Source organism: Rhodocyclaceae bacterium (assembly GCA_020248265.1).
Taxonomy (GTDB): Bacteria; Pseudomonadota; Gammaproteobacteria; order Burkholderiales; family CAIKXV01; genus CAIKXV01.
This window is the reverse complement of the sequence record JADCHX010000004.1, coordinates 168603-180925: the sequence shown is the minus strand read 5'-3', so window position 1 is coordinate 180925 and position 12323 is coordinate 168603. Positions and strand designations below refer to the sequence as shown.

The 12323-nt window shown below is 68.3% G+C and carries 13 protein-coding genes; 7 read left to right on the top strand and 6 right to left on the bottom strand.

Going from position 1 to position 12323, the window contains the following annotated elements:
• Positions 1–4: 4 nt before the first annotated feature.
• Complete coding sequence (locus tag ING98_04600; protein ID MCA3101130.1) at positions 5–769, bottom strand: hypothetical protein; 765 nt, start codon at positions 767–769, stop codon at positions 5–7.
• Positions 766–1149, bottom strand: a complete 384-nt coding sequence (locus ING98_04595) for a hypothetical protein (GenBank protein ID MCA3101129.1) — start codon at positions 1147–1149, stop codon at positions 766–768. Before ING98_04595 ends, ING98_04600 begins: the two co-directional genes overlap by 4 nt.
• Before the next feature lie 309 nt (positions 1150–1458).
• On the opposite strand from ING98_04595, the gene ING98_04590 reads away from it, so the two are divergent.
• Complete coding sequence (locus ING98_04590) at positions 1459–2460, top strand: tripartite tricarboxylate transporter substrate binding protein (GenBank protein MCA3101128.1); 1002 nt, start codon at positions 1459–1461, stop codon at positions 2458–2460.
• Between the two features lie 39 nt (positions 2461–2499).
• On the top strand, positions 2500–3744 hold the full coding sequence (locus ING98_04585) for an alkaline phosphatase family protein (protein ID MCA3101127.1): 1245 nt from the start codon (positions 2500–2502) through the stop codon (positions 3742–3744).
• A gap of 36 nt (positions 3745–3780) precedes the next feature.
• Here ING98_04585 and ING98_04580 read toward each other — a convergent pair whose 3' ends face one another.
• Positions 3781–4788: a tripartite tricarboxylate transporter substrate binding protein gene (locus ING98_04580; protein MCA3101126.1), complete on the bottom strand. Its 1008-nt coding sequence runs from the start codon at positions 4786–4788 to the stop codon at positions 3781–3783.
• A gap of 81 nt (positions 4789–4869) precedes the next feature.
• Positions 4870–5868, bottom strand: coding sequence for a dihydrodipicolinate synthase family protein (locus ING98_04575; protein MCA3101125.1), 999 nt, complete (start codon positions 5866–5868; stop codon positions 4870–4872).
• 137 nt (positions 5869–6005) lie between these two features.
• Here ING98_04575 and ING98_04570 point away from each other — a divergent pair, with 137 nt between their 5' ends.
• Both ING98_04570 and ING98_04565 read left to right on the top strand, forming a co-directional pair.
• Entirely contained in the window at positions 6006–6560 is a 555-nt protein-coding gene (locus ING98_04570) for a nitroreductase family protein (GenBank protein ID MCA3101124.1), read from the top strand.
• 10 nt (positions 6561–6570) lie between these two features.
• Complete coding sequence (locus ING98_04565; protein ID MCA3101123.1) at positions 6571–7575, top strand: tripartite tricarboxylate transporter substrate binding protein; 1005 nt, start codon at positions 6571–6573, stop codon at positions 7573–7575.
• A 40-nt stretch (positions 7576–7615) separates the two neighbouring features.
• Here the strand turns inward: ING98_04565 and ING98_04560 are convergent, their stop codons facing one another.
• Positions 7616–8830, bottom strand: coding sequence for an MFS transporter (locus ING98_04560; GenBank protein MCA3101122.1), 1215 nt, complete (start codon positions 8828–8830; stop codon positions 7616–7618).
• Positions 8831–9021: 191 nt separating this feature from the next.
• Here ING98_04560 and ING98_04555 point away from each other — a divergent pair, with 191 nt between their 5' ends.
• Positions 9022–9930 carry a polysaccharide deacetylase gene (locus ING98_04555; GenBank protein MCA3101121.1) on the top strand — a complete coding sequence of 303 codons (909 nt, stop codon included), beginning with the start codon at positions 9022–9024 and terminating at the stop codon, positions 9928–9930.
• On the opposite strand, the gene ING98_04550 is transcribed toward ING98_04555, so the two are convergent.
• The gene (locus ING98_04550) at positions 9894–10166 is read right to left on the bottom strand and encodes a DUF1653 domain-containing protein (protein MCA3101120.1); all 273 of its coding nucleotides are present in this window, start codon (positions 10164–10166) and stop codon (positions 9894–9896) included. The two genes, ING98_04555 and ING98_04550, sit on opposite strands and share 37 nt — an antisense overlap.
• Positions 10167–10661: 495 nt before the next feature.
• Here ING98_04550 and ING98_04545 point away from each other — a divergent pair, with 495 nt between their 5' ends.
• Both ING98_04545 and ING98_04540 read left to right on the top strand, forming a co-directional pair.
• On the top strand, positions 10662–11156 hold the full coding sequence (locus ING98_04545) for a hypothetical protein (protein ID MCA3101119.1): 495 nt from the start codon (positions 10662–10664) through the stop codon (positions 11154–11156).
• Between the two features lie 167 nt (positions 11157–11323).
• Entirely contained in the window at positions 11324–12286 is a 963-nt protein-coding gene (locus tag ING98_04540; protein ID MCA3101118.1) for a DUF808 family protein, read from the top strand.
• Positions 12287–12323 lie beyond the last annotated feature (37 nt).

The window sequence follows — 12323 nt, the reverse complement described above, 5'->3', positions numbered from 1 at the left end:
GGGTTCATCCACCACCGAGGCTCTTGAGGCCGGAGTAAAGGGCAAGGCCACCGGCGCAGATCGGCGAGAGCAGCCCGGCCAGTTGCTGGAAGCGTTGTGCATAGCCGACGAGTGCGCCGTGCGAGGCCGCAGGCACCGGGCGCTGTCGTGCCCGGCGCAGGCCGTTCATCACCAGGTAGCCGGTGAGGAAGGCGAGTGCGATCGATGCGCAGTACTCGAGCGCTTCGCGCATCTCGCGCAGGTCCTGCGGCAGCAGCGGCACGCCGTCGATCAGGTGGGTGACGGCGAGCATCGCCGCCACCGATGCGACGCCGCAGCAGGCCGAGGCCAGCGCATGGGCGGCGAGGCTTGCGCCGCCCGACCCGCTCACGCGCAGGCCCAGCGCGAGGGGTACCAGCAGCGTGACGATGCGCAGAAACATCGGCGGTGCGTCGTACACGAACAGCAGCAGCCAGTGCAGCAGGGCAGACGCCGCGACGACCGTGACGACGGCTGCAGCCAGCCTGGCCGGCTGGGTGGCTACGGTCCGGCGCGGCTCCTGCGGCGTGTCCAGCGGAACGGCCGCGGCCACCCGCGTTGCCGGCGCCGATGCAGCGTCCCTCAGTCTCGCGACTTCTTCCCGAAGTACGGTGACCTCCGCCGACAGTTCAGACTGGCGCACCAGCAGCGGCAACAGGTGCCCGACCATCCGGCCGCAATGCCGACAGGCCATCGCGCCTGTGGCAAGGTCCCCGGCACAGTAGGGGCAGCCGAGTTGCGTGCCAGTCACCGCGCACGCAGCATGAAGGTCAGTGCGCCTTCACGGCCTTCGGTGTCTCGCACGCTCACCCGGATCGGGTGCACGCCTGCCGGCACCACCACGCGCGCCAGCGAGATCTGGTTGCCGTTGAAGCCGGGCTTCATGCGCGGAGTCAGGTCGACTGCAGGCTGCTTCAGATAGGTCACCTTCAGGCTGTCGGGATCGATGCGTGCACCCCCGCGCGGGTCGAGCGCGAACTGCAGCGGGAACCCGCGCGCGGTGACCTCCTCCGGCGTGGACAGCCGGACCCCCGGCCCGCGGGAGATGCCACGGGTAGGAGCGGCAGACGGCGCATCCGGCAGTCGTGCTTCGTCTTCGGTGATCAACGTGTCGGCAGCAGATGCGGCCACGGGAATGGCGACGCCAGCCGTCGAGAGGAGGAGAAAGGCGGCAGCGGCCAATCCGCGGCGCAGGGCGTCGATAGGCAAGGTAGGCATGGGTGAGCAGCGCGGAACGGGCGCAGGCTTGGAGAGCGATGCAGATTCAACGGTCGCCCGGACGGAAACTTTAGGCCCGGCTGCGGATACCCGCTTGCGCGGTGAAGGACGGACCGCAGACGATGCACGGGGTTGCCAGCTCGTATGGAGCCCCTCGCTGTCATCGGTGTGTCACCCGCGCGCCGCAGACTCTCTCGCTCGCTATCCAACGAAGGACAGACCATGTCGCGATCCAGCGCTGCGCCACAGGCGCGAGCCACACTGTGCGCAGGCGCGATGGGGATCCTCGCTGCAGCACTGGCGCTTGTGCCGTCCACCCTCCTGGCGCAGGCGAACGATCGCCCGATCCGGCTGGTGATCCCGTATCCGACCGGTGGCGGTACCGACATCACGGCACGCGCGATCGCAGCCCGGCTGAGCGAAGCCTTGCAGCAGCCGGTGATCATCGAGAACCGGCCTGGCGCCACCGGAATGGTCGGCGCGGCCCATGTCGCCCGCAGCACGCCCGACGGGCAGACCGTCCTGTTCGGCGCGGCCAGCGAGATGGCGATCAACACCAGCCTGTATCGCAAGATGTCCTACGACCCTCGGACGGATCTCGAGCCCGTGAGCCTGATCGCGGTCTTCCCGCTGGTGCTGGTGTCCCACCCTGCTACACGCCCGACGCTGGCGAAGGTGCTCGCCACCGCACGCAGCAACCCGGGCACCATCACCTACGGCTCGATCGGTGCCGGCAGTCCGCAGCATCTCGCGGGGGAACTGCTCTCCGCGATGGCCAAGGTGTCGCTGGTGCATGTGCCCTACAAGGGTTCGGGTCCGCTGGTACAGGACGCGATCGGTGGCCATGTGCATGTCGCCATCAGCAGCGTGCCGCCGGCGGTGCCCCTGGTCGCATCGGGGCGCCTGCAGGCGCTGGCAGTGACCTCCAGTCGCCGTGCGACGGCGTTGCCAGACACGCAGACCGTCGCCGAGCTGGGCTTCCCCGGCTTCGACTTCAGCACCTGGGTGGCGAGCGCCCTCCCGCGTGGTGCACCGGCTGCGATGGTGACCCGCTTCAACAAGGCGTTCGTGTCCGCCCTGGCCTTCCCCGAGGTACAGTCGACGCTGCTCAAGCAGGGAGCCGAGCCGGTGGGTTCCACGCCCGAGCAACTGCGCAGTTTCATCCGCAGCCAGATCGAGCGCAGCGACCTCATCGTCTCGCGATCGGGCCTGCAACTGGATTGATCGACCTCTGAACGTACCCTTCATGAACGGCGGTGCAGCGTGAGACGCGTCATCCTGGTCGTCTGCGACGGGCTCGGCCGCGACTGGCTCGGCAAAGGACACACGCCCTTCATCGATGGCTGCCTGCGCATGGGGCTTCGCCCAGCCGACCACCGTGCGGTCTTCCCTTCGGTGACCCGCGTGTCGGCCGCCAGCATCGCGACCGGATGCTTCCCCGGGTCGCATGGCCTGTACGGAAACCAGGTCGCGTTGATGGAACACGGCCGGCTGGTGGTCAGCGACGTCGGGCTCCCCGGCTTCGTCGCGCACCTGCGCGCGGTCACCGGACACGCACTGCGCCGGCGCACGATGGCCGACCGCCTGGCCGCCGCTGGCCTGCGCCAGGTCGCGTATTCGAACGTCTCTGCCGGCGCAGCGTACTTCCTCGATCCAGAGCACAGCGGCTGGGTGCTGCATCGATCGGGATCGTACGGACCCGGCGGTGTCGCGCTGCAGGGTGCGGATCATCTGGCCATCAGCCACGATCTCGACGGCGATCGCGTGATGACCGAACGCTTCTGCACGCAGGTCGTGCCGGACAACGACATCGCGGTAGGCATCCTGTGGCTGGCGAACCCGGACCTGACCCTGCACCACCAGGCTGTGGGTGGTCCCGAGCATCTCGAGGCATTGCGCGTCGTCGACTCGCTGGTGGAGAAGACGCTGGGCGCGGTCGAGCGGGCGCGCGAGCGCGCCGACATCCTGGTGGGGCTGTGCTCCGACCACGGACACGAGGCGATCGGCGACTCGATCCATGTCGGACGCTGGCTGGCGTCGAAGGGGCTGGCGAACGAACTCGAACAGGGACGCATCGCGGTCGCATCACAAGGCACCGCCGGGCTGATCTACTCCACGCCGGATGCCCGGGCGATCCTGCTGGAACGCATCGAAGAGATGGCGCACGAGCCATGGGCCGGACGCATCCTCGATGTCGACGACCTGCGCGCACTGGGGCTGGGCGGCGACGATGCGCTGGCTGCCGCGGTCGATACGGCACCCAATGCACGCGGGATACCGGGTAATCGCTGGCTGGTCGCCGATGGCGAGAAGGCACCCGAGATCGGATGCGGCCACCACGGCGGCATCGGCCCGGATGAAACGCGGCCGTTCCTTGCCCTGATGCATCCGCAGGTCGCCCCTGCAGTGATCGAGCATTCCACCAGCCTGCCGGACATTGCGCCCACGCTGCTGCGTTTCCTCGGCCAGCCTTGCGACGGAATGGAGGGGCGCTCGCTGTTCGGGTGAGGCGCGGGCTGGCACCAGCGCTGGCTCAGCGCGCCGCTACGGCCGTATCCCCGCCGCCTTGATCAGCTTCACATGCCGCTCGTACTCGCTGCGGATGAATGCGGCGAACTGCTCCGGCGTGCCGGCCACCAGCTGCGAACCGTCCTGCTCGAGCACCTCCTTGAACTCCGGCGTGTTTGCCGCCTTGACCGTCGCCGTGTTCAGGCGCGCCACCAGTTCGGCCGGCGTGCCCGCCGGCACCAGGATGCCGTTCCAGCCGCCGTACTCGAAGCCGGGCACGCCCGACTCGGCGACGGTCGGCACGTCCGGCAAGCCGGGCAGTCGCTGCGCGCTGGTCACCGCCAGCACGCGAAGCTTGCCCGAGCGCGCGAGCGATGCGGTCGCCACCACCGGCGAGATCGTGAAGTGCGATTCGCCGCCGAGCACGCCCGCGACCGACTGGCCGCCACCCTTGTACGGCACATGCGTCCACTTCACGCCGGTGGTGGCCATGAACAGCTCGCCCACCAGGTGGCTGGTCGAGCCACTGCCGGCCGAGGCCATCATCAGCGCGCCGGGCTGGCGCCGCGACAGGGCGATCAGTTCCTTCACCGACTTCGCCGGCAGCGAAGGATGCACCGCGATCGCGTTGTAGAAGCGCGAGACCAGGCTCACCGGTGCGAAGTCGCGCACCGGGTCGTAGGCGACCTTCGGATAGATCGCCGGGCTGATCGCCAGCGACACCGAGCCGCCGACATAGATCGTGTAGCCGTCCGCCGGGGCCTTGGCCGCGATCTCGGTGCCGATCACGGTGCCGGCGCCACCGCGGTTGTCGATCACCACCGGCTGGCCGAGCACTTCCTGCAGGCGGGCGGCGAACGCGCGCGACCACAGGTCGGTGCCGCTGCCCGGCGTCCACGGCACGATGAAGCGCAGAGGCTTCAAGGGCCAGGCGGGTGATGCGCCCTGCGCCAACGCTTCAGCCGAAGGCAGCACCGCCCCTGCGGCGAGTGCTGCTGCCGCCGCCAGCCGCAGCCGGCGGGTCCCGCTGTACGGGTATTGCATCCCTGCTCCTCGTTGCTTGATCCGCGCCCGCCACCGAGCCGCTCTGCAGGCAGCCTCGGGCGAAAGAACGGTGATGCCGCTTCAGGCGGTAGCGCGCTTCGCCTGCGTTCCCAGCCGTGCCATGAAGCCCACGCGCTCCAGGTCCGCGCGCATCGCATCGAAATCGGCCGCCGGCAGCGGCAGCAGCGGCGGTCGTACCGCGCCACCCACCATGCCGATCATGTCGCACCACGCCTTGATCTGCGCGATCGGCATGAGGTGGTGCTTGAGCCACGGCTCGCGGATCCAGCGCTCGTGGACTGCGCGCAGCGGCTCGATACCGTCGCGAATCTTCTTTGCGCCCGCGAGGTCGCCGGCCAGCGCGAGCTCGGTGTAGTCGCGCATCGGCGTGTAGCCCGGCACCTGTATCAGGAACGGGGCTGCTGACGACATGTGGACCTTCATGCCGTTGTGCGTGATCAGGTGCAGCAGCTCGGTCTCGGACGGGTGGCTCAGCACGATGGAATCGCCGACCAGTGCCTGCACCTTCGCATAGTGGTCGAGCGGCCGCGAGCACTTCAGCCCGCAGAGGTTCTCGAGGCTGGCGATGCGCGCAGTCACCTCGGGCGACAGGGCGACCTCGGAGAACGGCGTGTCGAACATCCAGATGCCGATGTTCGTGCGCGCGCTCACGTGCGCATACCACTGGTACAGCGCCTCTTCGCTCGCCGGCGGGTAGTACGGGTTCATCACGATCGCGAAGTCGGCCCCGGCGCGCTCGGCCTGGTTGGTCAGTTCGACCGTCTCGTCGGCACTGTGGTGGCCGGTGTGCGGGATGGTCAGGCAGCGTCCGCGCGCCTCTTCGCAGACGATCTCGACCACGCGCATCCGCTCTTCCTTGGTGAGCGCCCAGAACTCGCCCATCGTGCCGGTGCAGAACACGCCGTCGATCTTCAGGTGCTCGATCAGCCAGCGCATGTTGTGGCGCAGGCCCGGCTCGTCGATCCGGTTGTCCGCCGTGAACGGCGTGGTGATCGCCGCCCATACGCCGCGGAAATGTTCGCGCGCCGCTCTCTTGGCCTCGCTGCGACTGTAGTCCATCGTCTGTCCTCCTGCTCGGCACGCGCCGCCCGGTCAGGCGTCCGGGTCCGGTCCGTCCTCGCGCCGGTGCGCAATGATAGACCCGAAACGCGGTACGCTTTCGCCTCTTCCCGACCGCGACCGGAGCGCGTCCCTCGATGCCAACGATCCTGCAAGCCCTCGTCGACCGCCGCAGCGAGCGGCACTTCACGAACCGGACGCTGGAGCCGGAGGTCGTCGCGTCGCTGATCGAAGCGTTCCGCTGGGCACCGTCGTCGAACAACAAGCAACCGTGGCGGCTGCTGATCGCGCAGGATGCCGCGTCGATCGCGGCCTATGACGATGCGCTGAGCGAAGGTAACCGCGCCTGGGCTGCCGCCGCCGCGCTGAAGATGGTGGTGGTGGGCAACCCGGACGAGCAGCCCGACCGCAACGGCCAGCAGTCGTTCCTGCTCGACTGCGGCCTCGCGCTGGAGAACCTGCTGATCCAGGGCTGCGCACTCGGGCTCACCACGCACGCGATGATCGGCTGGGATTTCGACAAGGTCACCAGGGCGTTCGCGATCCCGGCACCGATGCGTCCGGTCGCGCTGGTGGTGGCCGGCTATCGCGGCCGCATCGAAGACCTGCCGGAAGAAGTTGCAGCCAAGGATCGCAAGCCGCGCACGCGCAAGCCGGCCGAAGAGATCGTTGTCTGGAACCGGTTCGGCTGAGCAAGCACTCGTGTCCCGTTCGCTCACCTTCAGCCGTGTCGGCCTGGCACTCGTCGCAGGCACCGCAGTGACGGCCATGCCCGCCTTCGTCGGCCACGCTACGGCAGCCGACGCACCCGTCGCCTATCCCTCTCGCCCGGTGCGCATGGTGTCGCCGTTCGCGCCGGGCGGCAACACGGACATGGTCGGCCGCACGATCGCACCACGGCTGGCGGAGCGCCTCGGCCAGAACGTGCTGGTCGACAACCGGCCCGGTGCCGGCGGCATGATCGGCACCGCTGCGGTGGCGAAGTCGCTGCCCGACGGACACACGCTGCTGTTCGCCAGCGGCGCGTTCACCTCGGTCGCGGCCACCGCGTCGAAGCTGCCCTACGACCCGGTGAAGGACTTCGCCTGGGTGACGGTCGTGATCACCTATCCGTTCGTGGTGGTCGTGCGCAACGACTCGCCGGTGCGCAATGCCGCCGGGCTGATCGACCTCGCGCGGCGCAATCCCGGCAAGCTGAATTACGGCTCGGTCGGCATCGGCTCGGTGTTCCACCTCGCCACCGAGCTTTTCAACTCGATGGCCAGCACCGACATGCTGCATGTGCCCTACAAGGGCAGTGCCGAACCGATGACCGAGCTGATGGCCGGGCGCCTGGACGTGATCTTCGGCACGCTGACCGGTGCCTTCTCGCAGATCCAGGCCAACCGCGTGCGGGCGCTGGCGGTCACCTCGCTGGAACGTTCGCCACAGTTGCCCGATACGCCGACGATGGCCGAGACGCTGCCCGGCTATGAAGTCACGTCGTTCGCCGGCATCGCCGCGCCGCGTGCGACGCCGCGGCCGATCGTCGAGCGCCTGAACCGTGAACTGCATGCGGTGCTCAAGCAGCCGGACATCGGCAAGCTGTTCGCCGAACTCGGCGGCTCGCTCAAGCTCACCACGCCGGCCGAGGCCGACAGCCATGTACGCGGCGAGATCGACAAATGGCGGCGCATCGTGGCGACACGCAAGATCGAGGTGCAGTGACCGAGGTGCGGTAACCGCGGCACGCGGATGGCCGCAGCGATCAGCCTGACCGCTGCTGCGCGCGCAGGCAACCGATCGCGATCAGCGCCGGGACAGCCAGTAGCGCGAAGGCGATGTTGTAGCTGTGCGTCAGCGCATAGGTCGCGGAGAACACCGCCGGCCCGGTGAACTTGCCGATGTTCACGTAGAGCAGCGTGCCGCCGACCACTGCGGCGACCCGGCCGGGTGGTGCCTGCTGCCCTACTTCGGCCATCAGGATGCCGGCCCAGGCACCGGAGGCAAGGCCGAGCGCGGCGAACATCGCGTACACGAACCAGAGCGGCCACGCGGGCGAGAGCCAGAAGAAACCGATGCTGAGCGCGAGCATCGTCCACGACATCCAGGTCAGTACGCGCCCGGCGCTGCCGATGCGGTCCGCAATCCAGCCAGCGGCCATACGGCCCACGGTGCTCGCCACCTGCACCGCGACCAGCACCAGCCCCGCCTTCACGATGCTCATGCCAAGCATCGCGACGCAGGCGACCACCGCGAAAGTGGCAACGCAGAACTGCGCCCAGCAGAACGACATGCCGGCGAACGACAGGAGCCGCAGCTTGCGGTCGCGCCAGTTCGAGCGAAAGCCGTCGAACGGGTTGCGCGCGAGCGCACGCTGGGACGGGTCGCGGTCGTCGTCCCATGACGGGCGGCCGATCTGCAGCAGCACCATCGCCATGACGAGCGTCACGATCGCGTACATGAACGCCCAGCGCCAGCCCACGCTCACGGCGACCAGCGGCGCCACCAGCGCGGCGATCACGCCACCGAGCGGCACGCTGGTCTGCTGGATCGAGAAGACCAGGTTGCGCCGGGCCGGCGGCGAGAAGCGCATCATCAGCGCGGAAGCAGGTGGTGCCAGCAGGCCGAAGCCGATGCCGATCACCAGAGACCCTGGCAGCAGGAACGCGGCCGAGGGCAGGATCGCGCACAGCATGCCGGCCGCCACCAGGCACTGGCCGATCTGCGCGGCACGTGCGCTGCCCAGCCGCCGGCTCAGGCCGGAGAACAGTACCAGCGAGGCGATCAGCCCGATGCTGACCACGCTGATGTGGTAGCCGACCAGGGACGGATCGATGCCGTACTCGGCGGCGACCACCGGGGCGATCGCCGGCAGCACCATCATCGAGGACACCGACATCGCATGGCTGAAGGTGAGCGTGAACACCAGGTAGGCGAGCGAGGGCGGCGTACGCGGCATCGCCGCACAGTCGGTGGTCACGCTGGAATCCTGCCCATTGCCTGGTCCGGCACTGCCCGCCGGGCAGCCGTTGATTCGTGGAGTGCGAGTCTAACCGCCGCGCTGGGGGCGGGTGTATCGGGGGCTGAAGCTGGGTCCGCAATGATATTCTGTTCCACCCGGGTGACACGGCCGATTCCGGCGCGGCCCGCATGATCGCAACAGGAAAGCCGATGAAAAAAGGACTGGTGCCGACGCACACCCGCTACGACTATGTGCCGCTGAACGAGCGCACGGACTACAACTGGCCCGGCGGCAAGCGCCTGGCCTTCTGCATCACCACCAACGTCGAGGTGTTCGCGTTCGGCAAGGGCCGCGGCCACGACAACGCGAAGCATGGCGAGCCGCAGACCCAGCGCAACTACTCCTGGCGCGACTACGGCAACCGGATCGGCATCTGGCGCTTCTTCGACATGTTCGACCAGTTCAAGCTGCCAGCCGCGCACAACGCCAACAGCCTGCTCTGCGACTACTACCCGCAGATCATCGATGCGATCCGCAAGCGCGGCGACGAGATCGTCGGCCACGGCCGCACCAATGCCGAGAACCTGAAGGACTTCCTCTGGGAAGAGGACGAGGCGCGGGTGATCAAGGAGGTCGCCGACACGTTTGCCGCCGCCGGCGTGCCGGCCACCGGCTGGATGGGCGCCGGGGCCTACGAGAACGCCACCACGCCCGACCTGCTGAAGGAGGCCGGCTACCGCTACCTGATGGACTGGCCGTGCGACGACCAGCCTTTCTGGCTGCGCACCCGGTCCGGGCCGATCCTGTCGGTACCTTATCCGGTCGAACTCAACGACTCGCCGGCGGTCGTGCATCGCCAGCACAGCGCACACGAGTTCTGCGACATGCTGGTCGACCAGTTCGACGAGATGGTCGATCAGAGCGAGCACGCGCCGCTGGTGTGCAACCTGTCGATCCATCCCTACGTGTTCGGCCAGCCGTTCCGGCTGCGTGTGCTGCGCAACGCGCTCGCGCACTGCGTCAACCATCCGCTGAAGGATCGCGTCTGGTTCTGCAAGCCGGGCGATGTGTCGGACTACTGCTACACGCTGGCGCCGGGCATCCTGCCGGGCAGCTGATCGCCGAGGAAGGCGAAGCGGGGCTGGCGCAGGCCGTCGACCTCGACTTCGCCGAAGAACATGGCGTGCGGACGCACCCACAGCCCGCTGTCGTTGTAGAGCGGCCGGTAGAGCACCAGCGCCTCGAGCGTCTCGCTGTGGCGAACGACGCCGACGAGCTCGTACTCGTTGCCCTTGTAGTGGCGGTAGTGGCCGGTGGGCGTGGGGGGCAGGGGCGGCAGCGCGTCGACTGGCATGGCCCACGATCGTAACTCAACTCATTGCGGAGGCGATCGCGTCTGGCGCCGAGCGGCCTGCCTCGATGGGGCGGCTCAGTCGGTCGGCAGGCTCGCCGCCAGCAGTGCGACGACACCCGAGAGCGCAGGGTCGGCGGTTCGGGGGGGAGCGGCACGAGACGGGAGCGAATTCACGCGAGAAACCTCGACGCGATGGTTATCCTGGCCCCATGCAGGCGACCGCACAATTGCGGCAGCGTCAATCCCCGAGCGTGTGCACCCAGTCCCGGAAGAACTGTCCGAACGCGTGGGGCTCGCCCCAGCGCTCACGGCACACAGGAGACGCAAGGCCATGACGACGATTCAGATCGAGTTGCCCGAGGCGACGTTCGGCCAGCGCATGCACGCCGGCGCAAAAAACAAGATCTGACCCCGGGGTTGACCCCGGGGTGGCTGGGGTGCGGCAGAATGGAGGGCACGACGGTCACGCCCAGAACCCCGAGTCTTCCACCCGCCATGCCCATGACCCTGGACCTGCGCACGCTCATGGCTGCGTTGGAGAACGTCTCCGACCTCGAATTGCTGCAGCTTCGCACTGCAGTCGCGCACCTGCTCGCCTCCCCGCAGCGCGTACTCGCCATCCGGCAGCGCCTGAACACCGGCTTGCCGATCGAGTACTGGAGCACGCGCGATCAGCGAATGCATCGCGGCCGTATCGCGCAGTTCAAGTCCGATCGGGTGCTCATCCACCGCGAGGCTGGCGGCCATGTATGGGTGGAGTACGCAGCCCTGGTGAGCGACGGTCTGCCTGCCGTACCGGCAACGGCTGCGCGGCCAACGCTCACACGCGCAGATTTCCAGCCCGGTGACACCGTCGGCTTCGAAGGGCGCGACCTGATCCAGCATATCGGCACGATCGTACGCATGAATCCCAAGACCGCCAGCGTCGCCTGTCCTGGAGGGGAGTGGCGCGTGTCGTATGCGCTGCTGCATCGGGTGGTCGAGGTGTGACAGAGCGCCGGCACCACGCAAGGGGAAACACGGATTGCCCGGACGCTCGGGCTGGCCAGTGGCCTGTCCCCACCTCCCGGGAACCTCTCGCCGGCAGTCGGGTCTGAACAGGGGCGATCGCGTCCAGAAGACAACGGCAGGTTGCATCAACCAACTGGGGAACTGTCATGGCTTCCGGCCTGCTTGCTCTGCTCGACGATGTGACGGCGCTGGTCAAGGTGGCCGCCGCCGCAGTGGACGACGTGGCCGCGCAGGCCGCCAAGGCGGGCGGCAAGGCCGCCGGCATCGTGATCGACGATGCTGCAGTCACGCCGCGCTACGTGGTCGGGCTGGGTGCCGATCGCGAGTTACCGATCATCCGCAGGATCGCCTGGGGCTCCGTCAAGAACAAGACGCTGTACCTGCTGCCTGGCGCCCTGCTGCTGTCGACGTTTGCACCATGGTCGATCACGCCGCTGCTGATCGCCGGTGGCATGTTCCTGTGCATGGAAGGATTCGGCAAGGTAGCCGAACTGGTACGGCCGCCGCGCGCCGGGCAGCCGACGCAGGCTGCAGCACCCATCGAGCCGACCGACCCGCACGCACTGGAACAGGCGCGGGTGTCCGACGCCATCCGAACCGACTTCATTCTGTCTGCCGAGATCATGGCGATCACGCTGGCGACCGTTGGCGACACCTCGCTCGGCACCAAGGCCGCGGTGCTGTGCCTGGTCGGCCTGGGCGCCACGTTCGCCGTCTATGGCGCGGTGATGCTGATCGTCAAGGCAGACGACTTCGGGCTGGCACTGGCCCGCGGCCGCGAACCGTGGGCGACACCGGGTCGCCTGCTGGTGCGCGCCATGCCCGGCGTGTTGACGACCTTGAGCGTCGTGGGCATGCTCGCGATGTTGTGGGTAGGCGGCGGCATCATTCTGCACGCGCTGTCCGAGTACGGCCTGAAGGCGCCTGAGTACGGCATCAAGCAACTGGGCGTGGCGATCGGCGCGCTGTCTCCGATCGGTGGCGACCTGCTCGGCTGGCTGGTGGCTGCCACCTTGTCCGGCGTGGTCGGGTTGGCCATCGGTGGACTCACCCAGGCGCTCGTGCATCGGGTGGTGCAGCCCGCGATACAGCGGGTCAAGGCAGTTTGAGGCAGATTGAGGCAGCGCCAGCACACAGACCACGAAG

Coding starts and splice junctions, on each gene's coding strand:
- ING98_04590 (MCA3101128.1), top strand. CDS start 1,459: ATGTCGCGATCCAGCGCTGCGCCACAGGCGCGAGCCACACTGTGCGCA.
- ING98_04555 (MCA3101121.1), top strand. CDS start 9,022: ATGAAAAAAGGACTGGTGCCGACGCACACCCGCTACGACTATGTGCCG.
- ING98_04580 (MCA3101126.1), bottom strand. CDS start 4,788: ATGCAATACCCGTACAGCGGGACCCGCCGGCTGCGGCTGGCGGCGGCA.
- ING98_04575 (MCA3101125.1), bottom strand. CDS start 5,868: ATGGACTACAGTCGCAGCGAGGCCAAGAGAGCGGCGCGCGAACATTTC.
- ING98_04540 (MCA3101118.1), top strand. CDS start 11,324: ATGGCTTCCGGCCTGCTTGCTCTGCTCGACGATGTGACGGCGCTGGTC.
- ING98_04550 (MCA3101120.1), bottom strand. CDS start 10,166: ATGCCAGTCGACGCGCTGCCGCCCCTGCCCCCCACGCCCACCGGCCAC.
- ING98_04545 (MCA3101119.1), top strand. CDS start 10,662: ATGCCCATGACCCTGGACCTGCGCACGCTCATGGCTGCGTTGGAGAAC.
- ING98_04570 (MCA3101124.1), top strand. CDS start 6,006: ATGCCAACGATCCTGCAAGCCCTCGTCGACCGCCGCAGCGAGCGGCAC.